The sequence below is a fragment of the Mesorhizobium sp. HAY1-8B genome (assembly GCF_056868045.1).
Window position 1 is genome coordinate 6,445,585 of the sequence record NZ_CP200321.1, and the last position, 26,437, is coordinate 6,472,021.

Here is a 26,437-nt window from a genome sequence, read left to right on the forward strand (position 1 = left end):
CCCATTGGGGATAATAGTCGACGGATACCGGCCCGCTTGCCTCTCACGGGCCGCTCCTGTATGAGAGCCGGCATGAACACGCGCGCCACCACCGCTTCCCGTCAGACCGGCTTTGCCGGCGAGACCGTGCGCGCGCTTGCCTCGACCCTGCTTCTTCTCGGCCTTATCGGCGATCGCCGGGTTCGCTGAAGGAGCGCCCGGCGGTCGAACCGCCGCGCAAGCGCATGCTCCTTGGCAGTCATATCAAGCGAACGAAAATCTGGTAAAGGCGCCACTCGCCACCCATCCGTCCAAGACGGATCCGAGGGCCGCCGGGAGAACAAGACGATGAACGCACGAGAAGAAATCCGCCCTGATGCCGCGGTAGCCGGCAAGAATGCTCCAAACGGCGTGACCCAGTCAGCCCACGGCATGCCGGATGCGGCCCGCAAATATCAGCCCTATCCGACCGTAGGCCTCACCGACCGGACCTGGCCCTCGAAAGTGATCGACAAGGCGCCGATCTGGTGCTCGGTCGATTTGCGCGACGGCAACCAGGCGCTGATCGATCCGATGGGCCATGAGCGCAAGGCACGCATGTTCGGCCTGCTGCTCGACATGGGTTTCAAGGAAATCGAGATCGGCTTCCCCTCGGCCTCGCAGACCGATTTCGACTTCGCCCGCTGGTGCATCGAGGAAGGCAACGTCCCCGCCGACGTATCGCTGCAGGTGCTGGTGCAGTGCCGGCCCGAACTGATCACCCGCACCTTCGAAGCGCTGAAGGGCGCCACCAACCCGATCGTGCATTTCTACAATTCGACAAGCGAATTGCAGCGCCGCGTCGTTTTCGAAAAAGATGTCGGCGGCATCAAGCGCATCGCCACCGACGCCGCCAAGATGATCACCGACATGGCGGCCAAGGCCCGCGGCGGCTACCGTTTCGAATATTCGCCGGAGAGCTTTACCGGCACCGAGCTCGAAGTGGCGCTGGAGATCTGCAACGCCGTTACCGAGATCGTCAGGCCGACTTCAGACAACAAGCTGATCATCAACCTGCCGTCGACGGTCGAGATGTCGACGCCCAACGTCTATGCCGACCGCATCGAATGGATGTGCCGCAATCTCGACAACCGCGAAAATCTGATCATCTCGCTGCATCCGCACAATGACCGCGGCACCGGCATCGCCACCACCGAGCTCGGCCTGATGGCCGGCGCCGACCGCGTCGAAGGCACGCTGTTCGGCAATGGCGAACGCACCGGCAATGTCGACATCGTCACCCTGGCGCTCAACATGTACACGCAAGGCGTCGATCCGGGCATCGACTGCTCCGACATCAACCGGATGAAGGACGTTTATGAATATTCGAACCAGCTGAAGATCCCCGAGCGTCATCCCTATGTCGGCGAACTCGTCTACACCGCCTTTTCCGGCTCGCACCAGGACGCCATCAACAAGGGCATGAAGGCCTTGAAGAAGGCCAACACCAGCCTGTGGGAAGTGCCCTATCTGCCGATCGACCCGGCCGATGTCGGCCGCAGCTACGAGGCGATCATCCGTATCAACTCGCAGTCGGGCAAGGGCGGCATCGCCTATGTGCTGCAGGCTGATTATGGCCTCAACCTGCCGCGCAATTTGCAGATCGAGTTCAGCCAGGCGATCCAGGCGATCACCGACGCCGAAGGCAAGGAGGTGCCGGCCAAGCGCATCCACGATAGCTTCCTCGAAACCTACATCGACCAGCCGGGCGCGCGCCTGAAATTCCTCGACCACCACACCTATCCCGATACCGAGGTGAAGGGCCGGCGCGTTGTCGAGGCGGTCATCCTCGACAACGGCAAGGAAGTGACCATATCAGGCACCGGCACCGGTCCGATCGACGGCTTCGTCGACGCGCTGTCGCGCCATGTCGGCGTCGAGATGTCGGTACTCGATTACTCCGAGCACTCGATGCAGCGCGGCTCGAATGCTTCGGCCATTTCCTACGTCGAGATGGAGTATCCCGGCGGCAAACTGTTCGGCGCCGGCATCAACACCAACATCGTCGCCGCGTCGCTGGAAGCAGTGACTTCGGCCGCCAACCGCATCGTCGGCCGCAAGGCGCGGTAGCATTTTGCGGGTCATCGGCGCGAGAGATTCGACTGGCTCTCGCGCCGCTATTTTTTCAAGCCGGAACAAGAGCTTGGCCACATCCATCCGCGTCGTCCCGTGACCGACCGCGCCCCTGGCCATTAACCACCGGAAAATTATCCGGTTAGGTACGCGATCGCATAAGGGCTGCGTACTTGTGTGGCGATGCGGGCACTATATGATCGTGCCTCAACCTGTGCCGACTTCGAGAGGATCGACACTTGCAGCATGCCACGCCTGCCGCCCCCGCAGTGCGCGAGACACTGGAGCGACTGCTTGCCAGCGAAACGTTCGGAAGATCCGAGCGCGCGCGCAAGCTGATCCGTTATCTCGTCGAACGCGAGCAGGCCGGCGAAGCCGACAGGCTGAAGGGCTTTTCCATCGCCATGGACGTCTTCGGCAAGGACGGCGATTTCGATCCGTCGACCGATGCCGTGGTGCGAGTGCAGGCAGGCAGGCTGCGCGAACTGCTGCAGCAGTATTTCGCCAATGAAGGCATCGCCGAACCCGTCCGCATCGCCATTCCACGCGGCGGCTACGTCCCGGCCTATGAGCTCAACGCGATCCGTTTGCCGGAAACCGTGGAACCTGCCGGACAGGCCGAACCTGCGCCTGCTCTGCCCGAACCATCCGGCGACGCTGCCCCCGCCGCGGGATTGCCTGCCGTGCCCTCTGCCGGTCCCTCGGTTGCGCGCCATCTCAGGTTCTTCTGGATGGCGATCGCCCTGGTCATCGCCATGCTCAGCGTTCTGATCATGCGTCAGGGCAGCGGCGCGCTGCTCGCGGGCGGCGACGTGCCGGCAGCGGTCGAGGCCGCCGGCCAGACCAGCAGCATCGCATCGTCGCCTGCGAGCGAGGCCTTGCCGCTCGTCTATATCGCCGTCAAGGCCAGCGGCACCGACGCCAGCCGCGTTGCCGCGGCGCTCCGCGCCGGCCTGAGCGGCTTCGACACTATCGACTTCATTGGTCGCGACACAGTCGACAAGACCGATTCGGTCGCCAGCGCGACAAGCTTCATCTTCGATGTCCTGCCTGGACCGGGTGCTGGCGACGTGACCATCGAATTGCAGAGCGTGGCGACCGGACGGGTACTTTTGTCGCGCAACCTGACCGCCGCCGACAGCGCGCCATCGGCCGTCGAGGACCGTATCGCCGGCATACTAAGTTCCGCCCTTCCCGCGTCCGGCACCATCTACAGCTATATCGAGCAGAGCGGCATTCAGACCGCACTGACGCAATGCCTGTTGCTCAACGACAAATATTATCTCGACCAGAACGCCAAGACGCACGAGGCCGCCTATCGCTGCCTCGAAACCCTTGCCGACAATGGCGCCAGATCGCCGCTGGTCTATTCGGAGCTCGCCTCGCTGCATCTGGAGGCTGTGAACGACCACTACGCCTATCCGCCGGACGCGACGATCGAGAAGGCGATGACATTCGCGCATCGCGCCGTGCAGATGGGGCCGACCAGCCCCTATGCGCATCGCTCCTACGGCTACATCAATTCGCGTATCGGCAACGCCGACGAGGCCCTGCGCTGGATGCGCAAGGCCTATGACCTTAATCCCTACGATCTCGCCATGGCCGCCGCTTATGGCTATGGGCTGATCTTCACCGGCCGGTACGCCGAGGGGACTCCGATCCTGGCCCATGCGGTGGATGCCTCCAGCGGCCATCCGACCTGGTGGGATTTCGGGCTTTTCGCTGGCGAACTCATGCTCGGCGACGCGAACAAGGCGGCCATCGCCAGTTCCGCCCTGCGAACGACCGCAACGAAATCGCACTACCTCGCCGCCCGCCTGATCGGCGCCAGGATCTCCGGCCAGGACGGTCAAGCGCGAAAGCTGATCGATGAGCTGAGCACCAAGTTCCCGAGATTCGCTGTCAATCCGCGTGCGACCTTCATCGACCGAAAATATCCGGCCGACCTGACCGAACGCCTGGTCGGCGCCTTGCGCGCCGCCGGACTCGGCAACGCCAGCTGATGTCCAATAGACCGGACCTGTTTGGACCAACGGATGGTTGGACGCCCGCGAGCGGCGGATAAAGCCACAATCGCGCTGATTTAGCCGGCTTTGCCGTCAAAGCCATGGAATCGCATGCTCGCGCCCAGGCGCCAGTCGCGAAAACTTTACTGGTCATCCGGCTGGACAAGGAGCAATCCACCCACATTTCGAGTTTTCCCGCAATTTAACACCTTCCGCGATCATGATCTCATCGCTCCATGCCACCGAACAGGGTGTTGGCTCGAAGACCATCGTCCTGCTGCACGGTTTTGGCGGTTGCTCCGACGGCTGGCGCGACGTGGTCGCCTCGCTCGCGCCTTCCGTGCGCACGCTTGCTTACGACTTGCCGGGGCATGGCCTGTCGCTCGATTTTCCGGGCGCCGGGCCTGCAAAGGTCGCGGCAAGGGCTGTTCTTGCCGATCTTGCGGCGCGCGCGGCCAAACGGATCCATCTCGTAGGGCATTCGATGGGCGGAGCGGTGGCGACCCTGATGGCGCTGGCCGAGCCGGAGAAGGTGGCCTCGCTGACCCTGCTGGCGCCCGGCGGCTTCGGCCCGGAAATCAACGGGCCACTGTTGCGTCGCTATGCCGGCGCACGCAGCCCATCCGAGATCCGCGCCTGCCTTGCAGCGATGTCGGGACCACGGGCACGGCCTTTTGATCACGCCGCCGACACCCTCTGCGACATGCGCAAACGGCCCGGGCAACTGGAAAAACTCGTCGAGATCGCCGCCGCCATGACCAGGGACGACCGGCAAGGCGTCATCCCGCGCGACCAGTTGGAGAGGCTGGCCATGCCGGTGATGGTGGTGTGGGGCAGTGATGACGCGGTGCTGCCCTTCACCCAGGCGGATGACCTGCCGGCGCGCTTTCATGTGCATCACGTGCTTGAGGCCGGCCATATGCTGGTCGAGGAAGCACCCGATCTGGTGGCTAACATCATCCAGCGCAATATGAACCGTCGCGCCAGGACCATTCGCCCGAGACTCGCCACCGCGACTGGTTGAGGTCTTCCGCCGCAACGGTGCCCAGCGCCGCGCGCCGTCTATCTCGCCAGTGCATTTTGCCGGCGGCTGTGTTAACTGCGTGTTAACCAACCCCGCGAGGCAGACGCCGATGAAGGACGCAGGCGAAAAGATCGATCCGTCGAGAAAACTGTCCGATGCAATCCGTGATGTGAAGAACGCCTTCGCCGACCGCGACGATGTCGTCATCGACATGCGCGAGGCGCATCGCATGCGCCTCGATCTCCTGGCAGCTGAACTTGCGCCTGTCTTCGCCGACGTGCCCGCCGACATGGACAATTTCGATTTCGTCGTTTCCTCCGGGCTACAACCGCGCCTGTGGATCGATGCCGTCAGCCATGTCGCGATGGGCCGCGACCGCCGCACCTACCGCTTCCTCAAGGACACTCGCATTGGCCGCGTGGTGCTTGCCGAATCGACCGAGATGAAGCCGATTGCCGATTCCGTGACTCGCTATGTCGCCGAGCGCATCGTCGAGCGGCAGAGGATGATGGAAGGCGGGGTCGAACCGGCCGTCGCCGGCATGAAGCGCGCCCAGGTGACGGAAGCCGAGCCGCCGCTGCGCTCGACGACGCGCGGCAAGGGCTGGTCGGCCTTCCTGTCAGGCCTTGGCCTGATCGCTGCCGGCGCCCTGGTCGGCCTGGCGGTGTCGGTTGCCCTGTTCTGGGACCGCCTCGTGGCTATGGTGTTCAGCCTGCGGCAATAGAAGCGCTGGCCTCCACACCCAGTTCCATGGTCTGCAGATCGGTAGGCGGTATCGCAGGCCCGGTCAGGCCGCGCCGCGTCAGGCGGATCCGCCAATTGCCCTTTTCGCCATCGATGTCGAACAGATTGTACTGTGCCGCCGGATGCTTGCCTCCCGGCGCCTGACCGGCGGCGGCGACGCCGACCACCGGAACCTTGGCGTCGCGCGGACCGATCTGGAACAGTGAGGGTAGATGCGAATGTCCGTGCAGGACGAGCTCCGCGCCGTGCCGGCGGATGATCTTGTGGAAGCGGGCGATGCCGAACAGGCGCTTGTGCTGCGAGACGGCGCCGCGCACCGGCGGATGGTGGATCATGATCGCGCGAAACAGGCCTTGCGCGGCCGTGTCGCGAAGGATCTTGCCGAGCCGCTCCGCCTGCCCCTCCATGAAGAAGCCGTTGGCCATGAAGGGAGCCGTGGCACGCGCCGTCGAGACGCCGATCAGCGCGACATTGCCGCGCACGCGCAGATAGGGAAATGCGTTGCGGTCGACCGGTGCGTTGACGCCGTCGCCGCTCATCCAGGCCGCCCATGCGCGGCAGACCTTGTCGAAGGCGCCAGGCACGTAGGCGTCGTGGTTTCCCGGAACCACCGAAACATCATGCGGCGATCCCAGCGTCTCCAGCCAGTGTTTGGCCATCTCGATCTCGCCGTCGAGCGCCAGATTGACCAAGTCGCCGGTGACCGCGAGATGGTCGGGGTTCTGCGCCTTGATATCGGCGGTGATGGCATCGATGACAGCATCGTGCATGTGACGGCGGCGGTTGCGCTGCCAGTTGACGTAGCCGAGCACGCGCTTGGAGGCGAGATCGCGATAGGATACATCGGGGAGCGGCCCCAGATGGACATCGGAAATATGCGCGAGCCTGAACATCCATCCCTCATAGGCGACCAGCGTCCCGCTTTCCACTCAAGGTTTCCTTATCACCCAGGGTTTCGCACCTGATGGCAAATCCGGAAGATGCCTTCCGCCAGACCGGTTGGCCGGGGCTGCGCGCCAGACTGTTCCATCTCTATTTCGTGCTGCGGCGGCCAATGACGCTCGGCGTGCGCGGCCTCATCCATGACGCCGCCAACAATTCGGTTTTCCTCATCCGACATACCTATGTGCCGGGCTGGCAGCTTCCCGGCGGCGGCGTCGAAACAGGCGAAACGCTGGCCGAAGCATTGGCGCGGGAACTCGCCGAGGAAGGCAACATCGCGCTGACCGCGCCGCCGGTTCTCAAATCGATGCATTTCAACCGCCGCTCCAGCCGCCGCGACCATGTCGGTTTGTACCTGATCGAGCATTTCAGCCAGACGGCACCGAAGCAGCCGGACCACGAGATCGCCGAAGCCGGTTTCTTCCCGCTGGATCGCTTGCCGGAAGGCACGACGCCAGCGACGCTCCGGCGGATCGCCGAGGTTTTTCGGGATGAGCCGACATCGCCCCACTGGTAGATCAGGCCAGCTCCCCGAACCGGGCCCGGTCATGCGGCGCGGCATAGTCCAGTTCCGGCCCTACCGGCACGATCCGTGTCGGATTGATCGTTTCATGACTGCCGTAATAATGCGCCTTGATGTGATGCAGGTTCACCGTGCCGGCGACACCAGGCACCTGATAGAGGTCGCGCAAATAGTTCGACAGGTTCGGATAGTCGGCGATGCGGCGCAAATTGCACTTGAAATGGCCGACATAGACCGGGTCGAAACGCACCAGCGTGGTGAACAGCCGCCAGTCGGCCTCGGTGATGCGATCGCCCACCAGATAGCGTTGCCTGGAAAGGCGATCCTCCAGAGTGTCGAGCGCCGAGAACAGCTCGCCGAAGGCTTCCTCGTAGGCCGCCTGCGTGGTGGCGAAGCCCGCGCGGTAGACACCGTTGTTGATGGCGGGATAGACCAGCGCGTTGATCGCATCGATCTCGCCCCGCAACGCTTCAGGATAGAAATCGAGGCTGGCGTCACCCCATTCGTCGAAGGCTGAGTTGAGCATCCGGATGATTTCGGAAGACTCATTGGAGACGATGGTCTGCTCCTTTTTGTCCCACAGCACCGGCACCGTCACCCGGCCCGAATAGGCTGGATCCGCCTTGGTATAGATCTCGTGCAGGAAATCGAGGCCGTAGAGCGTGTCGCCGGTGGCTCCGTCTTCGGCGAGAAACGTCCAGCCATTCGCGCCCATGAAATGATGCACAACCGAGACCGAGATAATCCCCTCGAGCTTCTTCAGCGCGCGAAAGATCAGCGTCCGGTGCGCCCACGGACAGGCGAGCGAGACATACAGGTGATAACGGCCGGGCTCGGCCTTGAAACCGCGGCCGCGGTCTCCGGCGGGCGTTCCGTCGCGCGTGATCCAGTCGCGCCATTGCGATTGCGGCCGCACGAACTTGCCGCCGCTTTCCTTGGTGCCGTACCAGCGGTCCTGCCATTTGCCGTCGACCAGCAATCCCATGGGATGTCCTTTCGCGTTTCCACCTCATGTAGAGCGCGATGCGGCAGGCCGGAAATCATTCAGGGCTGAACAGATTGTCAATCGATAGGGCCAGCGAAGGCGCCGATTGCGGCGGCCGAAAATTGATGCTAGCGGACACTCCGCATGTTCGACTTTGCTTTGATCCGGTTTGACCGACGACGAAAGGGCGCCCGCGCTTGAAGCGCTGACTGGCGAATGCTGCCGTTCGCAGCAACCTTTCCTCCTCTACCGGAACGCAAAGACCATGAGCCTTGCCGACGTGAAATACCTGCCGGAAACTCCGGCGCACGACCCTGAAATCGAAGCCATCAATGACGAGGCCTTCGGGCCTGGCCGTTTCGTGCTTGCCGCCTACAAGATCCGCGAAGCCGGCGGCCACGAGCGTGGGTTGTCCTTCGTCGCGGTCGACGGCGATATCGTCGTCGCCTCGGTGCGCATGACCCGCATTGCCGCCGGTGCCGGCCGCGCGCTGATGCTCGGGCCGCTTGCCGTGCGGCCGGCCTTCAAGAATCTCGGCATCGGCCGCCGGCTGGTGGCGATCGCACTGGAGGCCGCCGCAAAGTCCGGGGCACCGGCCGTCATACTGGTCGGCGACGAACCCTATTACGGGCCGCTCGGCTTCAAGCGCATCCCGCGCGGCCAGATCTCGATGCCGCGTCCCGTCGACCTCGACCGCCTTTTGTCGCACGAGATCACGCCGGGCGCGGTTGCCAGGCTCACGGGCGAGGTCGGTCATGCCAGCCAGGCCAGGGTCGCCGAGCACGTCTAGGCGATGGCTTGACCTGGCCCCTCGATCTAGGCCTGATCCGTCGTGTCCTCCTGGAGCAATTCCAGGAAAAATGTGAAACGGTTTCCCACGGGAATTGAACCGCTTTTAGGAAAGGATGACGCCATGAATCCGAACGGCCAGATCGCGATCGTGACCGGTGGCGGCTCCGGCCTTGGCGAGGCAACGGCGCGTGCGCTTGCCGCCAAGGGCGCTCGCGTCGCCATCTTCGACGTCGGCATCGATCGCGCCGCCAAGGTCGCGGCCGACATCGCCGGCATTGCCGTGCAATGCGACGTCAGCAGCGCCGACAGTGGCGCCTCAGCCGTCGCCGAGACGGCAAGCAAGCTGGGCGAGCCGCGCATCCTGGTCAATTGCGCCGGCATCGCCATTGGCGTGAAGACGATCGGCAAGGATGGGCCCCATCCGCTCGACCAATACCGCAAGGTGATCGAGGTCAACCTGATCGGCACCTTCAACATGATCCGCCTCGTCGCCGACCGCGCCGCCAGGCTCGAGCCGCTGCAGGGTGGCGAGCGTGGCGTCATCGTCAACACCGCTTCGGTCGCCGCCTATGACGGCCAGATCGGCCAGGCCGCGTACTCCGCCTCAAAGGGCGGCGTGGTCGGCATGACACTGCCGGTGGCGCGCGACCTTGCCCGTTCCGGCATTCGGGTCTGCACCATCGCGCCCGGCATCTTCAAGACCCCGATGATGGCCGGCATGCCGCAGGACGTGCAGGACTCCCTGGGCGCCGCCGTGCCTTTCCCGTCCCGCCTCGGCGAACCATCCGAATATGCCGCCCTTGCCATGCACATCATAGAAAACCAGATGCTGAACGGCGAAACCATCCGCCTCGACGGCGCCATCCGCATGGCGCCGAGGTAATGCATGTCGCCCAAGAGCCTGCCCACGGCCTCGAGTCGCGGGTGCCGGGCGGTTTTAGAATGGCGACATGCATGGAACGCTTGCCAAGAGCGGCATCATCGTCTGATAAGTGGAATAGAAAAATCAACTTAGCAGGGCGAGAACCTTGGACGACCGAAAGAAGGATGTGATCCGCGACACCGACGCCGAGGCAATCCGATTGGCGAAAACACTTCTGCGCAGTGCCCGCTTCGGCGCACTGGCGGTGCTGGAGGTGCAGACCGGGTCGCCGCTGGCAAGCCGGGTCGGTGTCGCCACCGACATCGACGGCGTGCCGCTGATCCTGGTCTCGATGCTTTCGGCGCATACGCCTGCCATCCTTGCCGATCCCCGCTGTTCCCTGCTGCTCGGCGAGCCCGGCAAGGGCGACCCGCTGGCGCATCCGCGCCTGACTCTGATCTGCCGGGCGTCGCGGCTGGACCGCGGCTCTGACGCGCATGCTCGTGCCGAGCGCCGCTATCTCAACCGCAATCCCAAGGCGAGCCTCTATGCCGCGCTTGGCGACTTCTCGATCTTTCGCCTCGAGCCGGAGCGCGCCAGCCTCAATGGCGGTTTCGGCAAGGCCTATCTGCTCGATCGCTCCGATCTCGTCACCGGCGGGCCCGTCGTCGAAGAGCTTGCGGCGAGCGAACAATCCGCCATCGAGCACATGAACGCGGATCATCTCGACGCGATCGCGGTTTATGCGCATCATTATGCCGGGGCATCTGGCGACGGCTGGAGCATCGCGGGTTTGGACGCCGATGGCATGGATTTGGTGTCGAAAGACAATGTTTGCCGGGTATTCTTTCCGCAACCCCTGGTGGCAGCACAGGACCTGCGACCCATTCTGGTCGCCATGGCCAGGAGCGGCCGGGCTGCTGCCGGGCAGGCAACCAACGAAACTTAATTGCATTTGATCGAAAGCAACACTTGAGATTTGAAAGAAATGTTCTACCCTTCGTGAAGGGCGCTGACTCGTCGGTGGCCTTTCGCTAGTGGATTTATGGATTCAGGCACCATTGCCCCCATGGCGCCTTGATGAGCAAACAGCATGGGGCATTCATGGTCTCGACAAAGCTAATCGCCAACGCCGAATCGGCTGCCGAATTTCTGATGCTGATGGGCAACGAAAAACGGCTATTGATCATGAGCCATCTGATCGACGGTGAAATGTCGGTCGGCGCTATCGCCGAAAAGGTGATGCTCAGCCAATCCGCCCTCTCGCAGCATCTGGCCAAGTTGCGGGCGCTTGACCTTGTGGAAACCCGCCGCGACCGCCAGATGATCTACTACTCCTGCAACTCCGATGCGGTGCGCGAGTTGCTTGTCGTGCTGGATGGTATTTTCGGCGGCGGCAAGGAGGATCTGTCCCAGATGGCGCAGAGATTGCGCCGCGCCGGCACTTGACCGGACGCGGCCGCGGCCGTCTACCTCGCTGACGATTTCCGGAACGTGGCCTGCGCGTCTTCCTCGACGCACAAACCACGCTCTCGATATTTGAGCGGAGGATATGGACCCAATTCGCATCGAAGACCCGGGCGATCCCAGGGTCGCCGCCTATCTTGATATCCGCGAACGCGATCTCGCCGGCAGGCATGGGCGTTTCGTCGCCGAAGGCAAGGTGGTGCTCGACCTGCTCCTGTCGTCTGGCCGCTTCGGCGCCGAATCCATCCTGGTCCTGGAAAACCGGCTCGGCGGCCTGGGCGACATCCTGTACAAGGCGCCGGCGAACCTGCCGGTCTATGTCGTCACCAGTGCGGTGATGGACGCGATCGCCGGCTTCCACATGCATCGCGGCATCCTGGCCATCGGCCGCAAGGAGCCGCCGCAAGCGACCGGGCCATTGCTGGATGCCTTGCCCGACCGGGCCCTGGTGGTGGTGCTGGTCGGCATCGCCAACCACGACAATATGGGTTCGATCTTTCGCAATGCCGCCGCCTTCGGCGCCGATGCGGTGCTGATGGACGCGACATGCTGCGATCCGCTATACCGCAAGGCAATTCGCGTTTCTGTCGGCGCCGCGCTCAAGATCCCGTTCGCATCCTTCACCGATGCCCCTGGCTTTGTCGCAACGCTCGCCGAACGGGGTTTTGAACAATTCGCCCTGTCGCCGCGCGGGCGAACCGACATACGCGATGCAAGGCCGGCCGAACGCCTGGCGCTCTATCTCGGCACCGAGGGCGAAGGCCTGCCCGAAAACCTGCTAGCCAGCCTGCAGACCGTGCGGATCACAATGTCGAAAGGCTTCGACAGCCTGAACGTCGCCGCCGCCTCGGCCATCGCCCTGCATCATTTCTCACATCATTAGCGCAGCAAGAGCACGACGGTGGCACTGCGGCCACTTCAGTTCGTGGCCGCTTTCTGCAACGCCCGCACGCGGTCGGCGAGACTGAGGTCGCCGCCGTCGGATCGGCCGTCCTGCGGGCCCGCCAGCGCTTTTGCGATCGGCGAATCAGGTCCCTCGAGCTTGGCCGTCAGGTGGACGACTTCAGCCGCCAACTCGTTCATCTGCTCGCGCAGCGCGGCGCTGCCATTCGCCGAACCCGACGATGCCACGGCGCCGAGATCCGCCTTGAGCCGCTTGTTCTCGCGCGCCAGCGCCGTCAACCTGGCCTCCAGCCGTTCGCGATCGCTGTCGAGCTTGGCGATCGCCTGGTCCAGGTCGTCGCGCCTCGCGGCCTCGTCATCCCTTCCCGCTTCATCCGGCCTGCCGACCAGCCGCAAGGCCGGTGCGCCGTCCTCGGCCTTCGCCTTTTCGCGCAGCCGCACCAGTTCCTTCTCGCGCCGGTCGAGCTTGTCCTCGCGGTCGGCGAGCGTCGCCAGCAGCCGTTCGACCTTCTTGTCGAGTTCGGCCGCCCTTTTCTTCTCCGCCTTCAGGGCATCGCGCGCGGCCTTGCTTTCGGCCGCGATTTCCTGATGGCGCCGGTCGGCTTCCTTGCGCTGGCCGCGCAGCAGCGAGATGTCGCTGGCGAGCTTCTGCAATTCGGACTCGCGCGCCACGAGCTCGATTTGCCGGCTGCTGGAGGAAAAACTGGCGTCGTCGTACATGTGCTCCAGCTTTTCGAGTTCGAGCGCCCGCTTCTCCAGCTTGCGTTCGGTTTCCTTGAGCCGCTCAGAAAGCTGGTGCAGCTCCTCTTCACGCTGCCGCAATGCTTCGTTTTTGGCGCCAAGTTCCGCGAGCGCGTGATTCTTGTCCGTGCGCTCGACCGCCAGCCCCTTCAACGCCTCGCGGCCGCGATTGATCTCGACGAGTTGTTCCGCCGCCTTTTCGCGCAACGCCTTGACGTTCATCTCGAGGCGGCGCGTCGACATGGCGTACTCGGCCCTGATCCGGTCCTTGTCGGCCTGGATCTCGGCCTGCGTCAGCGGGATAGAGGCCTCGATGCGCCTGCGGGTCAGGGAGACCGCTCGCCGCCAGACAGCCGGGGCCACGATCAGCGCCAGAAAGCCGGCGCAGAGAAAGCCGAGGGCAAAGAACAGGACCGACTGAACCAAAAGACAACCCGCTATCGGCGGCAACCACCTGGACTGGACCGCATCATACTGGCATGGCGGAAATCCGGCGCTGCGGCAAGAGCCTGCCGCGGCGCATGCATCATCACCGACCTACAATTCCCACGGAAAAGCCGGCATTGCGGTCACGGCGGACTGGAATCAGAACGGATTCCAGGTCGCCCGCTCGGTCAGCTTCAGGTAGCCGAGATTGACGCCGAGCCGGGCGCCGACACCGGTGCGGATCGGCACCAGAAGCACATTGTTGTTCTTCAGCACATTGAAGCCGACACCCGCCACCACATAGGCCGAACCGGCCACGCCGCCATAGCGGTTGTAGAGGTTGCCGACATCGTCGAGATTGTAGACCAGCATCATCACCCGGGACCCCTCGCCGCCGAAATCCCAGCCCAGCGACGGGCCTTGCCAGAACACTTTGTGGTCGCCGGCATTCTTGGTGTAGAGCGTGCCTTCGCCATAGGTCAGGCCGCCGATCAGCGCACCCGACCCCTCCTCACCGAGGAGATAGCCATTGGGCAGGCCGTAGGAGGCGAAGATCTTCTCCACGACCGTGGCGAGCCCACCCGATGTCGCGCCGAAGAACTTGTGACCGGAATCGACAATCTCCTGAGCGGTATATTCCTGGGCCCGCAGGGCTGAAGTCGAGAAGACGAGGACGCCGATGAGCGTGATCGCCATTGAGAAGACACGGAGTACACTCCGGTCATAGAATCGGGAAAACATGCTTCCAATCTCCGTCATGGAGCACTTTCGCCGACGCCTCGCATCCGGTCCGGCTCTTTAGGCGGCCGTTAAGGATGACAGTTAGGGGCAAACTATGCCGTAATTCTTTTTCAACCATTAACTCCCACAGGAAGATGGCGGTTCGAAGGCTGGCTTTGGGGTCGCGCGGCGCCGGCGGCCTGCGCGAACACGCCATTTGCCAGACGACAATTTTGGGTTTGTTGCTGTACCTACGAGTGCTGTGTATTCAGAAAGCCTCGGGTTGGAGCATGATTCGTGTGCGCAGGCGCGATAATCAATCGCTCGGCCACGAATTGTGGAATTTTGCAGGGATTTTCACCGATGGCCGATCTGTTCACCCTTTCCGCGCCTGACCTGGCGGCGCTTCTGTGCAGCCGCGTGTGCCACGACATCATCTCGCCGGTCGGCGCGATCAACAACGGGCTCGAACTGCTTGACGAGGGCGGCGCCGACGAAGACGCCATGCGGCTCATCCGCCAGAGCGCCAAGAACGCTTCGGCCAGGCTGCAGTTCGCCCGTATCGCCTTCGGCGCGGCCGGTTCTGCCGGCATGCTGATCGACACCGGCGACGCCGAAGCGGTGGCGATCGCCTTCCTCAAGAATGAAAAGCCGGAACTGACCTGGAACGGGGCCCGCGCGCTGCTGCCCAAGAACAAGGTCAAGCTGCTGCTCAACCTGATCCTGGTCGCCAATGCCGCCATTCCGCGTGGCGGCAAGCTGGTCGTCACCCTCGAGAATCTCGAAACCGAGCCGCGCATTTCCCTGTCGGCAAGCGGCCCGATGCTGCGCGTGCCGCCGAAATTCCTCGAACTGCATTCCGGCCACAAGCCGGAAGAGCCGATCGATGCGCATTCGGTGCAGCCCTACTATACACTGCTTCTGGCCCGCGAGGCCGGCATGACGATATCGATCCACGCGACGGCGGAAGAAATCGTACTTTCGGCAGCCTGAGCAGCTTGTCGACAGAGCAAAGTATTTCAGCGGCGTAATATTGTCGTGATGGCTCAGCCGGAAGCGCCATCGAAGCATCCGCAAAGAAAAAGCCTCTCAAACGCATCTTTGCAAAAATTTTACCCAATGGCTTTCCGGGTTCTTTACCAGATTGGTCTAGGGTGCGCAGCAGATGCCCCGCACGACCGGATTGCCCAAGGGCAAAGAGGACCCGGAATGAAACGCTGCATGTTCGTCGACGATTCAAGCGTCATCAGGAAGGTTGCAAAACGCATCCTGGGCGGTTCCGACATGATGGTCATCGAAGCGGCCAGCGGGCTTGATGCACTGGAGATGTGCGCCGCCGACATGCCCGACATCATCGTGGTCGACGGTGCCCTGCCGGACGTCCAGGCGGTTGACCTCATCCGCCGCGTACGCGCCATGGAGAGTCCGATAAAGCCGCAGATCCTGATCTCGCTGGTCGAACTCGATATCGCGTCGATCATGCGGGCCAAGCGCGCAGGCGCCCAGGGCTATCTCCTGAAGCCGTTCAATCGCCCGCAGCTGCTCGAGCGCTTTCGCACCCTTAAGATCGCAGCCTGAGACGCCGGAACGGTTCACCGTTTCATGGAAACACCGAACCGCTCTATCTCATTGTCTTGCACGCAAATCCGGACGGAAAACCGTGTCACGCCTTCCTGGAATTGCTCCGGCAGCCACCGCCATTGCTGACCGCTGACGCAAAAACCCGGCCGAAGCCGGGTTTTTTGTCGAAGACGACAACAGTCGGGTGGCTCAGGCGCTGACGCGGATGTCCTCGGGTTCACGCAGCACATAGCCGCGGCCCCAGACCGTCTCGATGTAGTTCTGGCCACCGGACGCGGCGTCGAGCTTCTTGCGCAGCTTGCAGATGAAGACGTCGATGATCTTCAGCTCCGGCTCGTCCATGCCGCCATAGAGATGGTTGAGGAACATTTCCTTGGTGAGCGTGGTGCCCTTGCGCAGCGAGAGCAGCTCCAGCATCTGGTATTCCTTGCCGGTCAGGTGCACGCGCTGGCCGCCGACCTCAACGGTCTTGGCGTCGAGGTTGACCACCAGGTCACCGGTGGTGATGACCGACTGGGCGTGGCCCTTGGAGCGCCGCACGATGGCGTGGATGCGCGCCACCAGCTCGTCCTTGTGGAACGGCTTCGTCATGTAGTCGTCGGCACCGAAGCCCAGGCCGCGAACCTTGTCCTCGATGCCGGCCATGCCGGAGAGGATGAGGATAGGCGTCTTCACCTTGGAGAGACGAAGCGTTCTCAAGACCTCGTAGCCGGACATATCGGGTAGGTTGAGATCGAGAAGGATGATGTCGTAGTCGTAGAGTTTGCCCAGATCGACACCCTCTTCGCCGAGGTCCGTCGTATAGACATTGAAACTTTCCGATTTCAGCATCAGTTCGATGCTTTGTGCGGTTGCACTGTCATCTTCTATCAGCAGAACACGCATTTCATTCCCCTTTTCTGCTGCCGGACCATTTCACGACCCGTCCTGCCCCGGAGCAGTGGTTGCCTTGTGCAGAGGCTGCCATCGAATGGTTAACAAAACCTAATTTCCCGTCCATGACGGTATCAGATTTTTTAACCCCTTTCTACACCCTCTTGAATCTAATAACGAATCCCAGACCCAAATTCCTAATGCAACACATTAATAACCTGGACTAAGCGACTCCAGGGACTCATCGACGCGCCTTCGCTTCGGCGACCGGAATTTTTACCCGGCCTTAAGCCCTGACCCGTATGATTAACAATGCCCGTAAACGAATGGTTACCGTCGGCAAAAAACTTTAGGGTTTTGTTTCCCATAGTTCGGGGAAAGCCGGTGGACACGGGCAACGCCTGGGCGTTTCCAGGTGGTTTGGACGATATGTGCGGGTGTGCGTTTCCGGGAGTACCGAATCATGAAGTCACGTGAAAACCTCGTTCGGCTGAAACAGTTTCAGGTGAATGAGAAGCGGCGGCAGCTGCTGCAACTCGACATGATGATCGCCGAGTTCGAACGCATGGCCGTCGAACTGGAGCTTCAAATCACCGCCGAGGAAAAGAAAGCCGGCATCACCGACATCAATCATTTCGCCTATCCGACCTTCGCCAAGGCGGCACGCTTGCGCCGCGACAACCTCAGAAATTCGCAAAGCGACCTCGCGCAACAGCGAAGCGCTGCCGAATCACTACTCGGCGAAGCTGAAGCGGAGCTTTCCAAGGCCGAAATGCTGGAATCGCGTGACACCAAGATTCGCGAAGCCGAGATCGGCGGCCGCAGTGCCATGATCGGTTGAACAGGCCGAGATCGTCGGCGTGCCCGCGGGCGCGCAGCTGGAGCAATTCCAGGAAAGTGCCTGGCGGTTCTCCGTACGGACTTGCGTAAAAACAAGAGAGAATGCGGCGAACTGCCCTAGGCGGCCCATTCGCCTTCATTTGCCGCAATCGCCCTGGCTCTCGCATCCTTGATGTCTGGGGCATGCTGTTCCGCCCAGGCCCTGATCTGGGTGAGCAGTCCCGCCAGGTCCTGGCCGAGTTCGGTCAATTCATATTCGACGCGCGGCGGAATGACCAGGAAGATCCCACGCCGCACCAGGCCGTCACGCTCCAGCATGCGCAGCGTCTGCGTCAGCATCTTGGGCGTGATGCCTTCGAGCTTGCGGGCAAATGATAGCGGCAGCAACCAAGCGAGAGAAATCCCACGCGTGCCGTTATCCAGAATTCCGTCGGCGGACCCGACGTCCTTGTCATTGCCGATCAGCCCGACCCGACGACAAAGCCTCGTGAAGCGCTGGTTCGCGTCAAGGCCGCCGGCATCAATCCGGTCGATGGCGCGATTTTACCAGCCGGATCAGCGACATCGATCTGGTGCTGGGCCCAATCGGCGGCGAGCACGCAGAACACTGAAGGTCATCACGAATGGGGTGTGCTGGTGTCCTTGCTGAACCTGAACGACACAACCGGGGGCAGAGGCCAGCGCGCGCGACCGCTAACGCCTCTCTCGCCACCAGACCGATCGGCAAGGTGGCGCTAACGGTCTGACCGCGGGAAATTGCCTCAGGACCAGGAACCTGTCTGGAAAAGCAAAAGGGCGCGGAGTACCGCGCCCTTTGACTGTGCCAGGCCGGCTCTAGTGCCGGTATTGCTGGATGCGCGTGGTGCGCAGCCCGGCAAGGCCATATTCGTCGATCGACGCCTGCCAGGACAGGAATTCCTCGGTGGTCAGCTTGTAGCGCTGGCATGCCTCTTCAAGGCTCAAAAGCCCGCCGCGCACCGCCGCGACCACTTCCGCCTTGCGCCGGATAACCCAGCGACGCGTGTTCGTCGGCGGCAGATCGGCAATCGTAAGAGGGCTGCCGTCAGGCCCAATAACATACTTGACTCTAGGTCTAACCAGATCGGTCATCGTACTCTCTACAAAAAACTCAAAGACCCAATCCCCGCCACGTTACCGCCACAGCTTTAAAAATTGCCTAAGCAGACCCTAATGACTAGGTAAGGATCGTGAACGGCGCGTTAGTCTTTTCGCAGGCATTTGAAACATCGGGCTCGAAGCCTTGAATTGGTTGGGAAAAATCCGACGGATGGCGGATCGTCAGCAATCCGTGAATCGGCGTGCAAGCTGGCGTCGCGGGAAAGCTTGACCTATATTCTCGACATTGGCATTCAGACGCCGCGCAGAATGAAAGCATCATGAACAGTCTCGACCTTCCCGGACGTCCCGAAAACACCCGCATCGTCGTCGCCATGTCGGGCGGCGTGGATTCGTCCGTGGTCGCCGGCCTGTTGAAGCGCGAGGGCTATGATGTCGTCGGCGTCACCTTGCAGCTTTACGACCACGGCGCGGCGACGCACCGGGCTGGCTCATGCTGCGCCGGACAGGACATCGACGATGCCCGCCGCGTCTCGGAGACGCTGGGCATTCCCCACTATGTGCTCGACTATGAGGAGCGTTTCCGCAAGGCGGTCATCGACCCCTTCGCCGAGAGCTATGTCGCCGGCGAGACGCCCATTCCTTGCGTCTCCTGCAACCAGACGGTGAAGTTCGCCGATCTCCTGGCCACCGCCAAGGAGCTTGGCGCCGACGCCCTCGCCACCGGCCACTATATCCGCTCCGGCGCCAATGGCGCCCACCGCGCGCTCTACCGGCCGGTCGATGCCGATCGCGACCAGAGCTATTTCCTGTTTGCCACCACGCAGGCGCAGATCGACTATCTGCGCTTTCCCCTGGGCGGCCTGTCGAAGCCGCAGGTTCGCGCGATTGCCGAGGAGATGGGGCTGACGGTGGCCGCCAAGCAGGACAGCCAGGACATCTGCTTCGTGCCGCAGGGCAAATATTCCGATATCATCGCCAAGCTGAAGCCGTCCGCCGCCAATCCGGGCGACATCGTGCACATCGATGGCCGCGTGCTCGGCCGCCATGAAGGCATCCTGCGCTACACGATCGGCCAGCGCCGCGGCATCGGCATCGCCTCCGGCGAGCCGCTCTATGTCGTCCATCTCGACGCCGAACGGGCCCGCGTCGTGGTCGGCCCGCGCGAGGCGCTGGAGACGCACAAGATTTATCTGCGCAACATGAACTGGCTTGGCGACGGCCCGCTCGCCAATGTGCCCGCCGGCGGCATCGAACTGTTCGCCAAGGTGCGCTCCACCAGGCCGCCGCGTCCAGCGGTGCTGCGCCATGAGGCAGGCGTGACATCAGTCGAATTGGCGGACGGCGAATCCGGCATCGCGCCCGGACAGGCGTGCGTGCTCTATTCCGATGACGGCAACGAAGCCCGCATCTTCGGCGGCGGTTTCATCGAGCGCTCCGAGCGTGGCGCCGAGGCCGAGGCCATGCTGACGAAGCTGGCGGCAAGGCCGGCGCGAATTCCCGCCGAATAGACGGCCGGCGCCTTCTCAGTCTTTCGATTTGGTGTGGGTGACCGTTCCCGCCGTCAGGATGCGCAGCACCCTGATCGCTTCCTCGCCGCTGGTACGCGGTTCGGCCCGCGTCTCGATGCAGTGGATGAAATGCTCCAGCTCGCGCGTCAGCGGCATGCCTTGCGCGACCGCGACATAGGATGGCTCGTTGGTGGTGAACGCCCATTGGCCGCTGTCCTGCCAGACCGCGTGGCGGTAGACGGCAAGCTTGCGCTCCCACGGCTCGACATCGTCGAACACCGCCATCGCCTTGGTGCCGACCACGGTCAGACGCCGCTCGCGGTAGGGATTGAGCCGCGAGGTGAAAAGATGGCTGCGCAGGCCGTTGGGAAAGCGCATGTGCAGATGCGCGAAGTCGCTGAGATTGTCGAGGAGTGCGGCGCCCTCGCCGCGCACCTCGATCGGCTCGGTGCCGGTTATGGCCAGGATCATCGACAAATCATGCGGCGCCAGATCCCACAGCGCATCGTTTTCGGTGTGGAACTTGCCAAGGCCGAGCCGGTGCGAATGTATGTAGCGGACCTCACCGAGCTCGCCATTGTCGATCAGCCCCTTCAGCGTCTCGAAGGCGGGATGGAAACGCAGGACATGGCCAACCATGAAGACGCGACCATTGTCCTTCGCCGCCTGCACCGCACGCTCGGCATCCGGCACCGTCAGCGCGATCGGCTTTTCCACCAGCAGGTCCTTGCCGCTTTCGGCGGCGCGCACGGAAAGGTCGGCATGGAACTGCGGCGGCAAGGCCATGACGATGGCGTCGATATCGTCCCGGCCGAACAGCTGGTCGGGATCGATCGCCAGGCAATCCTGTTCGCTGGCAAAGCCTTCGGCTCGCGCCCGGTTGACGTCGGAAACCGCGTACAGCGCGCCAAGCGCCTTGAGGGTGCGGATATGGTTGCTGCCCCAGTATCCGCAACCGAGGACTGCAATGCGCGGCTTCATCTGTTTCAACTCTAAAAACTCTTGGCCGAGACATAGCGACGTGCCCCTTCGAACTCAACCCCGGCGGTTGCAACCAAATGTCCACGCGGCAAAGCTTTTTTCGGCAATGAGAATATGCGGCGATAAGGAATGCTTCGAAGCTTGACAGGCTCGCCCTCCCAACCTTATATCCGCGCGACCTTGGCGAACGCCTCGAAATGCCTTTCGATTTAAGGTGGATTTCGGGCCTTTCGCCGCCCTGGCGGGGTAGCTCAGTTGGTTAGAGCACGGGAATCATAATCCTGGGGTCGGGGGTTCAAGTCCCTCTCCCGCTACCAAATTTCTTAATAAATATTAGTGACTTACAGAGAGACATGGCGGTAGGCTGCCTTAGATTCATAAGTCTTGCATACCCCACGCCACTCCTACACCATTTCCCAGTTCGTTCAGCTATAGCTACATCGGTCAACAAAGTGGGCGAGAGCGCCACCCCGGGGCACCTCGTTGGAGATGATCGGTATGGTACTCGAGCATTGGGCTAGCGCGTCCTGCAAGACCTCGCCATCTTCGTGGAATGGAGCCGGAGGCCGTCATGACTGATTCCGAGGAAGCAGAATGCCGTGCCGCTCTCCGCTATCCTATCTGGACTGGACAGCAGGAAGATCATGATGCGTCCCTAGGTGCGCATCTCGCAACTCCGAAGGCGCCCCGCTACCGGGCTAGTGCGTCATGAGGATCGGAACTGAACAGTTGTCGAGAAGTGATCTCGTCGCACCGCCAAGGATGGCCTCGCGAAAGCGGGAATGCACGAAGGCCCCCATGACAATCATGTCGACGTCCTCGTCGGCGGCAAATGATCTTATCCGTGCTCCAACATCGCCTTTCCCTTCGGCAAGGGTTGCGAGTCTGCATGTTATGTCGTGCCGCGCGAGATAGGTCGACAGGTCAGCGCCTGGCGCCATGCGTGACAGATCCTTCTCATTGGTCACGGTCACCGCGACGACCGACATCGCCGTGGCCAGAAGGCCAAGGGCGTCCTTCACTGCACGCGCGGCGCGCGCGCTTCCGTCCCAGGCAATCGCCATTCTGCCCGAAGCGGAAGAAACGCCGGATGGCGGGACGACAATAACGGGGCGACCGCTGTCGAAAAGCGCGTCCTCAATGGCATTTCGCGCTAACTCATCAGCTGCATCCGCAGCATCCAGCACGGTCAGGTCGTGGACCCGAGCTAACTGGACAAAGCGGGCGTCTCGCCGCTCGAAGGGCGAATGTGCCTGCTCCGCGACAAGGTCGACATTCGCCCGGGAAATGAGCTCGCTGGCGCCGTGCAATGTCGCGGACGACAGTCGCTCGAGCCGGTCAACCTCCTGCTCAACCCACGTCGAAGCTGTTCCTGCCGTCAAAGGGAAGGGTTGCGGCAACGGTGATGGGAGAACATACAGTGACAGCGATGCGCCATGCGCAGATGCCAGATCGATAGCGTATTTGACGGCAGCTGTAGCCTGGAAGACTTCCATGGCAGGAATGCCGACCAGGATGCATTTTAGGCCATCGGCGCTTATTTTCGAGTCCCTACTCATCGGTCGTGCAAGCTCCTCATGTAAGCGATGATCGCGTCGATTTGCTCAGGGCCTGCCACGAACTCCGGCTATCCGGATGTCCGGTCGAGCCTGATGTCCTCTTGACCGACCGCAAAGCGCGCAATTTCGACAACATGCTCGCCATCCGCCTAACTTCAAGGAGACGGTTGCGTCAGCGTAGCTTCCTTTTCGCCCGGATTGTCATGATCCTGGGTAATCTGGCCGTCGATGACTTCGATCATGCGATCGCAACGGTCGGCGAGATCATGGTTGTGTGTGACAATCAAGAAAGTCGTCCCACGCTCCCTGTTGAACCGCCGCATCAACTCGAAGACGCCGTCGGCCGAGACGGTATCGAGATTGCCCGTTGGTTCATCGGCGAGCACCAGCGAAGGGTTCATCACCAGGGCGCGGGCAATGGCGACGCGCTGCTGCTGGCCGCCGGACATGTTCATCGCCCGATTGTCGCGCCAACGCCCAAGGCCGACCTGGTCGAGGAGTTCGTCGGCGCGTCGCGCCATCGTCGCGTCAGGCCGGCCATGGTCGACAAGCATCGGCATCATCACATTTTCATGCGCGGTGAAGGCTGAGATCAAATAGTGGTACTGGAAGACAAAGCCGATGGCGTGGCCACGCAGGTGGGTCAATGATGCCTCCGAAAGCCGCGTCGTGTCTTCGCCCGCAATTGACAGGCGGCCGGAAGTCGGGCGGTCGAGCAGCCCTATGATATTGAGAAGCGTGCTCTTGCCGGAGCCGGACGGGCCCATCAATGCCACAAATTCTCCCGCGCGCATGGCAAGGTCGATACCGTGGAGCACTTCGGTCTCGACGGGCGTGCCGACGTTGAAGGACTTGCGAATGCCTTCGAGGGCAAGCAGATCAGCCACGGATCGCCTCCACCGGATCGAGGCTTGCGGCGCGCAGCGCCGGCACAATTCCCGCTACAACGCCGGTGAGTGTGGCAAGTGCTGCCGATGATAAGAAGAGACTTGGCTCGATCACGAGAGGGAACAACTCCGAACCGTTAGCCTGGCGTGCATAGCGATGCCAAACCAGCAGTGCGGCAGCGCCGAGGACGGAACCGACGAGTGAGCCGAGGAAGCCGAGCACGCCACCCTGGATGAGGAATATCCTCAGGATTTGTCCGCGCGAACTTCCCATGGCGCGCAGGATGCCGATGTCCTTCGAACGCTGGAGGACCGACACCACGAGCACGGCCGCGATACCGAATGCGACCGACAAGCCTACGAAGAGGCGAATGAGCGTACTGGAGAGGTTCTGGGCGCTGATGGCGGTGAAGAACTGGGCGTTGGTTTTGATCCAGCTGTCAGCCTCAATGGGAAGGGTGGCTTGGATATCTTGCGCGACGGTCTCGGCCGCATAGACGTCTGTGACGGTTAGGTCGATCGTCGTCACGCCGCCGATCAGGTCAAGCAGGCTTTGCGCTGTTCGCAGCGCGACATAGGTGTTGCGCTCATTCGCTCCTTTGCTGCCTAGGTCGAAGATGCCTTGGATGGTCAGGATGCGGCTGCCACCCGCGGCCGTGGTCACGTTGAGCTTGTCGCCGACCGTCGCCCCAAGGTCGTTGGCGAGATCGACGCCGACAAGGATATCGTCGGAGCCAAGGCTGGAATCACCGACGGTGATGTAGTCTGGGACGCGCACGATGCGGAAGTAGTCGTCCGGTTCCATCCCAAGGATGCTGATGCTGCGGCTGGCATCGCCCCGCACCGCAAGAGCTGAGCCCGACACGGTGGGTGACGCGATGACCACGTCCGGGCGCGACCGCATCGTCGCAAGGATCGTCTGCCACTGATCGACAGACAGGATGCGCTGCGTCGGCCGCTGCACGATGGCTGCCTCGATCACCCCATCGTCGTGCAGCCTTAGCGGCCGGGCGACTTCATCGGGCGGCACGATTTGGATCTGCGGCTGCGAGGTGAGCACCCGGTTGGTGAAATTGGTCTGGACACTGGTAAGCATGGCTGACATGAACACGATCACGCCAACGCCGATGGCAATGCCGCTGAGAATAAAGCCCGTCTGCATCCGTCCTTCGGCCAGGAACCTGAGTGCCGCGATCCAGGCGAATGCCAGCCAACGCTTCACGGCGTCACCGGTCTGATACGCTGGCCCGCTCTGACACCCGCGGCAACCGGAACGACAAGGTCGCCCTGCGAAAGACCGTCCAGTATCTCGACTTGGTCACTTGCCCGAAGGCCGGTCCGGACTGCCTGTTCGCTCGGCCGGCCATTGCGAACCACAAGAACCCAAGGTGACGCAGATGTGGGATCATGCACCACTCGAGCCGGAACAATGAGTGTTGACGTACGCTTGTCGACGCTGATGTCCACTGACACTGTCATGTCCTGGCGCAAGTAGGTCGGAGGCTTTGTGACCGTGAGTTTCACCTCGATAGATGCGCGCGCGATGTCGACAGATGGGTTGATGTACGATACCTCGGCATCGAAACGCTGGTTGGGATAGGCATCCGCCGACGCTATCGCCGCCTGTCCCATTTCAAGCAGGCCGAGATTCTTCTCGTCGATCTGAAGCACCAATTGGATGTTGCCGGCGGGCGCAAGCACAAGAAGCGCGTTTCCTGGCTGGACAACGGCGCCGCGCTCGACATTGCGGGTTATGAGAACCCCGTCTCGAGGTGATCTGATGGTGGCATAGGCGAGGCGGGCCTGCGCGGTCGCAAGATTGGCCTGCGCCTGCTCTAGTTGCGTTTGCGCCATCACATAGTCGCTGCCGTCGGGCTGCGAGGTGTAGACTTCCAACTCCGCGGTGCGGACCTGCGTATGTGCGACGTCAAGATCCTTCGTAGCAGCGTCGAGGGTCGCCTGGGTGCCGAAGCCTGTCCTGGAAAGCTGATCCGCCCTCTGGAAGGCTGCCTCCGCGTTGACGAGTGTGGCGCGCGCCTGCTTCAATGCCTCCTGGGCCGCCGGCAAGGTGAGTTCGCGTATCTGCCGCATTCGCGCATCGGCCTGCGCGACGGCGCCTTGCGCTTCGACCATCGCAGCCTTGAGCTCCGTGGGTTCGAGGGCAATGAGCGGCTGCCCCTGCTTGACGGTTTGTCCTTCGTCGACCAGCACGTCCTCTACCGTGCCGGTGATCTGGCTCCCGATATCGACGCGGTAAGGCGTCTCCACATGGCCGCTGGCGACGACGGTTTTCACGAGATCGCCGCGGACCACGGGATAGACGACGACTTCGGGACCCACCAGCCAGCGCGCAAGCGCCAAGGCAAGTGCGACCGCCAGCACAAAAAGTGTCGCCAGCGACCATTTATGGACCCAGGCAAAATGCCCCGCAACGGACAGGCGGGATTTGCGCGATGTGGCTGGGTGCAGGTCAGTATTGGTTTGTAACATGACGGCTCCGAGGAAAGCAGCGCACTCCTCCAGTAGACCTGGCGCACGCCTGTCACCTTGCGCCAAGTCAAATGCCGTGCGGTTGCCGATAATTGCCCTTTGTCTGGGTGAACCGATGCTCTCGGGGCATATGGAGGACGATTTTTCCGTCGTTGGTTCTGATGAGTATCGTGCGGCCGATTCGAGGTTCGCCCCGCTTGTTAGACAGCCTCATTCTTCCAATCTCGCCAATGCGTCGGGCAAATCTCGATCCGCTCCTGCGTTCCGGATTTGATCCAGCCGTGGAGAGCACGCCGGCAAGCAAAACCAAGCGCGTGTGGACCATCCCGGTCTATCACGGCCACTTCGAGATCCCGATCAGAAGGTGCGGTTGATATCGGTTGCCACATTCCGTGCTTGTTGCCGAGAACAG

Annotated in this window: 26 protein-coding genes and 1 tRNA gene; 15 read left to right on the forward strand and 12 right to left on the reverse strand. The window is 62.2% G+C overall.

Features of this window, described 5'->3' with window-relative positions; translation table 11 throughout:
* The first annotated feature begins 327 nt into the window (after nucleotides 1–327).
* From leuA to AC1VON_RS31045, 4 genes are all read left to right on the forward strand, one after another.
* Nucleotides 328–2,088 (forward strand): 2-isopropylmalate synthase, encoded by a 1,761-nt coding sequence (gene leuA, locus AC1VON_RS31030; protein ID WP_483125960.1) that lies wholly within the window; start codon nucleotides 328–330, stop codon nucleotides 2,086–2,088.
* 242 nt (nucleotides 2,089–2,330) lie between these two features.
* Nucleotides 2,331–4,094 carry a tetratricopeptide repeat protein gene (locus AC1VON_RS31035; protein ID WP_483125961.1) on the forward strand — a complete coding sequence of 588 codons (1,764 nt, stop codon included), beginning with the start codon at nucleotides 2,331–2,333 and terminating at the stop codon, nucleotides 4,092–4,094.
* A gap of 223 nt (nucleotides 4,095–4,317) precedes the next feature.
* Nucleotides 4,318–5,121 carry an alpha/beta fold hydrolase gene (locus AC1VON_RS31040; RefSeq protein ID WP_172348879.1) on the forward strand — a complete coding sequence of 268 codons (804 nt, stop codon included), beginning with the start codon at nucleotides 4,318–4,320 and terminating at the stop codon, nucleotides 5,119–5,121.
* A gap of 109 nt (nucleotides 5,122–5,230) precedes the next feature.
* Nucleotides 5,231–5,845: a hypothetical protein gene (locus AC1VON_RS31045; protein WP_172348878.1), complete on the forward strand. Its 615-nt coding sequence runs from the start codon at nucleotides 5,231–5,233 to the stop codon at nucleotides 5,843–5,845.
* Here AC1VON_RS31045 and AC1VON_RS31050 read toward each other — a convergent pair.
* Nucleotides 5,829–6,758, reverse strand: coding sequence for a metallophosphoesterase family protein (locus tag AC1VON_RS31050; RefSeq protein ID WP_172352871.1), 930 nt, complete (start codon nucleotides 6,756–6,758; stop codon nucleotides 5,829–5,831). The genes AC1VON_RS31045 and AC1VON_RS31050 overlap by 17 nt on opposite strands.
* A 71-nt stretch (nucleotides 6,759–6,829) precedes the next feature.
* Between AC1VON_RS31050 and AC1VON_RS31055 the strand changes: the two genes are divergently transcribed.
* Nucleotides 6,830–7,324, forward strand: a complete 495-nt coding sequence (locus AC1VON_RS31055) for an NUDIX domain-containing protein (protein WP_172348877.1) — start codon at nucleotides 6,830–6,832, stop codon at nucleotides 7,322–7,324.
* 1 nt (nucleotide 7,325) lies between these two features.
* Here AC1VON_RS31055 and AC1VON_RS31060 read toward each other — a convergent pair whose 3' ends face one another.
* Nucleotides 7,326–8,315, reverse strand: a complete 990-nt coding sequence (locus AC1VON_RS31060) for a glutathione S-transferase family protein (protein ID WP_172348876.1) — start codon at nucleotides 8,313–8,315, stop codon at nucleotides 7,326–7,328.
* Nucleotides 8,316–8,580: 265 nt separating this feature from the next.
* On the opposite strand from AC1VON_RS31060, the gene AC1VON_RS31065 reads away from it, so the two are divergent.
* From AC1VON_RS31065 to AC1VON_RS31085, 5 genes are all read left to right on the forward strand, one after another.
* Nucleotides 8,581–9,105 (forward strand): GNAT family N-acetyltransferase, encoded by a 525-nt coding sequence (locus AC1VON_RS31065; RefSeq protein ID WP_172348875.1) that lies wholly within the window; start codon nucleotides 8,581–8,583, stop codon nucleotides 9,103–9,105.
* Nucleotides 9,106–9,228: 123 nt separating this feature from the next.
* The gene (locus tag AC1VON_RS31070) at nucleotides 9,229–9,990 is read left to right on the forward strand and encodes a 3-hydroxyacyl-CoA dehydrogenase (protein WP_172348874.1); all 762 of its coding nucleotides are present in this window, start codon (nucleotides 9,229–9,231) and stop codon (nucleotides 9,988–9,990) included.
* 145 nt (nucleotides 9,991–10,135) lie between these two features.
* Nucleotides 10,136–10,918 (forward strand): HugZ family pyridoxamine 5'-phosphate oxidase, encoded by a 783-nt coding sequence (locus tag AC1VON_RS31075; protein WP_172348873.1) that lies wholly within the window; start codon nucleotides 10,136–10,138, stop codon nucleotides 10,916–10,918.
* A 155-nt stretch (nucleotides 10,919–11,073) separates the two neighbouring features.
* Nucleotides 11,074–11,418, forward strand: coding sequence for an ArsR/SmtB family transcription factor (locus tag AC1VON_RS31080; protein ID WP_056578376.1), 345 nt, complete (start codon nucleotides 11,074–11,076; stop codon nucleotides 11,416–11,418).
* A 103-nt stretch (nucleotides 11,419–11,521) separates the two neighbouring features.
* The gene (locus tag AC1VON_RS31085) at nucleotides 11,522–12,319 is read left to right on the forward strand and encodes a TrmH family RNA methyltransferase (protein ID WP_172348872.1); all 798 of its coding nucleotides are present in this window, start codon (nucleotides 11,522–11,524) and stop codon (nucleotides 12,317–12,319) included.
* A 35-nt stretch (nucleotides 12,320–12,354) separates the two neighbouring features.
* Here the strand turns inward: AC1VON_RS31085 and AC1VON_RS31090 are convergent, their stop codons facing one another.
* Both AC1VON_RS31090 and AC1VON_RS31095 read right to left on the reverse strand, forming a co-directional pair.
* Nucleotides 12,355–13,506, reverse strand: coding sequence for a coiled-coil domain-containing protein (locus AC1VON_RS31090; protein WP_172348871.1), 1,152 nt, complete (start codon nucleotides 13,504–13,506; stop codon nucleotides 12,355–12,357).
* Between the two features lie 159 nt (nucleotides 13,507–13,665).
* Complete coding sequence (locus AC1VON_RS31095) at nucleotides 13,666–14,202, reverse strand: DUF1134 domain-containing protein (protein WP_246741013.1); 537 nt, start codon at nucleotides 14,200–14,202, stop codon at nucleotides 13,666–13,668.
* A 387-nt stretch (nucleotides 14,203–14,589) separates the two neighbouring features.
* On the opposite strand from AC1VON_RS31095, the gene chpT reads away from it, so the two are divergent.
* The gene (gene chpT, locus AC1VON_RS31100; RefSeq protein ID WP_019860754.1) at nucleotides 14,590–15,219 is read left to right on the forward strand and encodes a histidine phosphotransferase ChpT; all 630 of its coding nucleotides are present in this window, start codon (nucleotides 14,590–14,592) and stop codon (nucleotides 15,217–15,219) included.
* Nucleotides 15,220–15,435: 216 nt separating this feature from the next.
* On the forward strand, nucleotides 15,436–15,804 hold the full coding sequence (locus AC1VON_RS31105; RefSeq protein WP_056578130.1) for a response regulator: 369 nt from the start codon (nucleotides 15,436–15,438) through the stop codon (nucleotides 15,802–15,804).
* A gap of 192 nt (nucleotides 15,805–15,996) precedes the next feature.
* Here the strand turns inward: AC1VON_RS31105 and ctrA are convergent, their stop codons facing one another.
* The gene (gene ctrA, locus AC1VON_RS31110) at nucleotides 15,997–16,692 is read right to left on the reverse strand and encodes a response regulator transcription factor CtrA (RefSeq protein WP_006203583.1); all 696 of its coding nucleotides are present in this window, start codon (nucleotides 16,690–16,692) and stop codon (nucleotides 15,997–15,999) included.
* A 451-nt stretch (nucleotides 16,693–17,143) separates the two neighbouring features.
* Between ctrA and AC1VON_RS31115 the strand changes: the two genes are divergently transcribed.
* The gene (locus AC1VON_RS31115) at nucleotides 17,144–17,521 is read left to right on the forward strand and encodes a flagellar export protein FliJ (protein WP_172348868.1); all 378 of its coding nucleotides are present in this window, start codon (nucleotides 17,144–17,146) and stop codon (nucleotides 17,519–17,521) included.
* A 116-nt stretch (nucleotides 17,522–17,637) separates the two neighbouring features.
* Here the strand turns inward: AC1VON_RS31115 and AC1VON_RS31120 are convergent, their stop codons facing one another.
* A complete protein-coding gene (locus AC1VON_RS31120) occupies nucleotides 17,638–17,907 on the reverse strand; it encodes a winged helix-turn-helix transcriptional regulator (protein ID WP_483125962.1) in 270 nt (89 codons plus the stop codon).
* Nucleotides 17,908–18,354: 447 nt separating this feature from the next.
* Nucleotides 18,355–18,630, reverse strand: coding sequence for a CtrA inhibitor SciP (gene sciP / locus AC1VON_RS31125; protein WP_006203587.1), 276 nt, complete (start codon nucleotides 18,628–18,630; stop codon nucleotides 18,355–18,357).
* Nucleotides 18,631–18,917: 287 nt separating this feature from the next.
* Between sciP and mnmA the strand changes: the two genes are divergently transcribed.
* Nucleotides 18,918–20,108, forward strand: a complete 1,191-nt coding sequence (gene mnmA / locus AC1VON_RS31130; RefSeq protein WP_056578138.1) for a tRNA 2-thiouridine(34) synthase MnmA — start codon at nucleotides 18,918–18,920, stop codon at nucleotides 20,106–20,108.
* A gap of 15 nt (nucleotides 20,109–20,123) precedes the next feature.
* Here mnmA and AC1VON_RS31135 read toward each other — a convergent pair whose 3' ends face one another.
* Nucleotides 20,124–21,089, reverse strand: coding sequence for a Gfo/Idh/MocA family protein (locus AC1VON_RS31135; RefSeq protein WP_483125963.1), 966 nt, complete (start codon nucleotides 21,087–21,089; stop codon nucleotides 20,124–20,126).
* Between the two features lie 240 nt (nucleotides 21,090–21,329).
* Between AC1VON_RS31135 and AC1VON_RS31140 the strand changes: the two genes are divergently transcribed.
* Nucleotides 21,330–21,406 (forward strand) — tRNA-Met (locus AC1VON_RS31140).
* Nucleotides 21,407–21,787: 381 nt separating this feature from the next.
* Here the strand turns inward: AC1VON_RS31140 and AC1VON_RS31145 are convergent.
* The 4 genes from AC1VON_RS31145 to AC1VON_RS31160 form a co-directional block, all read right to left on the reverse strand.
* A complete protein-coding gene (locus AC1VON_RS31145) occupies nucleotides 21,788–22,648 on the reverse strand; it encodes a universal stress protein (protein ID WP_483125964.1) in 861 nt (286 codons plus the stop codon).
* A 155-nt stretch (nucleotides 22,649–22,803) separates the two neighbouring features.
* Nucleotides 22,804–23,535: an ABC transporter ATP-binding protein gene (locus AC1VON_RS31150; RefSeq protein ID WP_172348864.1), complete on the reverse strand. Its 732-nt coding sequence runs from the start codon at nucleotides 23,533–23,535 to the stop codon at nucleotides 22,804–22,806.
* Complete coding sequence (locus AC1VON_RS31155; RefSeq protein WP_483125965.1) at nucleotides 23,528–24,757, reverse strand: ABC transporter permease; 1,230 nt, start codon at nucleotides 24,755–24,757, stop codon at nucleotides 23,528–23,530. Before AC1VON_RS31155 ends, AC1VON_RS31150 begins: the two co-directional genes overlap by 8 nt.
* The gene (locus AC1VON_RS31160) at nucleotides 24,754–26,025 is read right to left on the reverse strand and encodes an efflux RND transporter periplasmic adaptor subunit (protein ID WP_483126401.1); all 1,272 of its coding nucleotides are present in this window, start codon (nucleotides 26,023–26,025) and stop codon (nucleotides 24,754–24,756) included. The genes AC1VON_RS31155 and AC1VON_RS31160 overlap by 4 nt, the downstream gene beginning before the upstream one ends.
* Nucleotides 26,026–26,437 lie beyond the last annotated feature (412 nt).

What these genes read in the sequence shown, in the direction of transcription:
- AC1VON_RS31055 (WP_172348877.1), top strand. Translation starts at nt 6,830, where the DNA reads ATGGCAAATCCGGAAGATGCCTTCCGCCAGACCGGTTGGCCGGGGCTG.
- AC1VON_RS31050 (WP_172352871.1), bottom strand. Translation starts at nt 6,758, where the DNA reads ATGTTCAGGCTCGCGCATATTTCCGATGTCCATCTGGGGCCGCTCCCC.
- AC1VON_RS31060 (WP_172348876.1), bottom strand. Translation starts at nt 8,315, where the DNA reads ATGGGATTGCTGGTCGACGGCAAATGGCAGGACCGCTGGTACGGCACC.
- AC1VON_RS31135 (WP_483125963.1), bottom strand. Translation starts at nt 21,089, where the DNA reads ATGAAGCCGCGCATTGCAGTCCTCGGTTGCGGATACTGGGGCAGCAAC.
- mnmA (WP_056578138.1), top strand. Translation starts at nt 18,918, where the DNA reads ATGAACAGTCTCGACCTTCCCGGACGTCCCGAAAACACCCGCATCGTC.
- AC1VON_RS31085 (WP_172348872.1), top strand. Translation starts at nt 11,522, where the DNA reads ATGGACCCAATTCGCATCGAAGACCCGGGCGATCCCAGGGTCGCCGCC.
- AC1VON_RS31065 (WP_172348875.1), top strand. Translation starts at nt 8,581, where the DNA reads ATGAGCCTTGCCGACGTGAAATACCTGCCGGAAACTCCGGCGCACGAC.
- sciP (WP_006203587.1), bottom strand. Translation starts at nt 18,630, where the DNA reads ATGACCGATCTGGTTAGACCTAGAGTCAAGTATGTTATTGGGCCTGAC.
- AC1VON_RS31080 (WP_056578376.1), top strand. Translation starts at nt 11,074, where the DNA reads ATGGTCTCGACAAAGCTAATCGCCAACGCCGAATCGGCTGCCGAATTT.
- AC1VON_RS31095 (WP_246741013.1), bottom strand. Translation starts at nt 14,202, where the DNA reads ATGGCGATCACGCTCATCGGCGTCCTCGTCTTCTCGACTTCAGCCCTG.
- leuA (WP_483125960.1), top strand. Translation starts at nt 328, where the DNA reads ATGAACGCACGAGAAGAAATCCGCCCTGATGCCGCGGTAGCCGGCAAG.
- AC1VON_RS31070 (WP_172348874.1), top strand. Translation starts at nt 9,229, where the DNA reads ATGAATCCGAACGGCCAGATCGCGATCGTGACCGGTGGCGGCTCCGGC.
- AC1VON_RS31160 (WP_483126401.1), bottom strand. Translation starts at nt 26,025, where the DNA reads ATGTTACAAACCAATACTGACCTGCACCCAGCCACATCGCGCAAATCC.
- AC1VON_RS31105 (WP_056578130.1), top strand. Translation starts at nt 15,436, where the DNA reads ATGAAACGCTGCATGTTCGTCGACGATTCAAGCGTCATCAGGAAGGTT.
- AC1VON_RS31045 (WP_172348878.1), top strand. Translation starts at nt 5,231, where the DNA reads ATGAAGGACGCAGGCGAAAAGATCGATCCGTCGAGAAAACTGTCCGAT.
- AC1VON_RS31145 (WP_483125964.1), bottom strand. Translation starts at nt 22,648, where the DNA reads ATGAGTAGGGACTCGAAAATAAGCGCCGATGGCCTAAAATGCATCCTG.
- AC1VON_RS31115 (WP_172348868.1), top strand. Translation starts at nt 17,144, where the DNA reads ATGAAGTCACGTGAAAACCTCGTTCGGCTGAAACAGTTTCAGGTGAAT.
- chpT (WP_019860754.1), top strand. Translation starts at nt 14,590, where the DNA reads ATGGCCGATCTGTTCACCCTTTCCGCGCCTGACCTGGCGGCGCTTCTG.
- AC1VON_RS31040 (WP_172348879.1), top strand. Translation starts at nt 4,318, where the DNA reads ATGATCTCATCGCTCCATGCCACCGAACAGGGTGTTGGCTCGAAGACC.
- ctrA (WP_006203583.1), bottom strand. Translation starts at nt 16,692, where the DNA reads ATGCGTGTTCTGCTGATAGAAGATGACAGTGCAACCGCACAAAGCATC.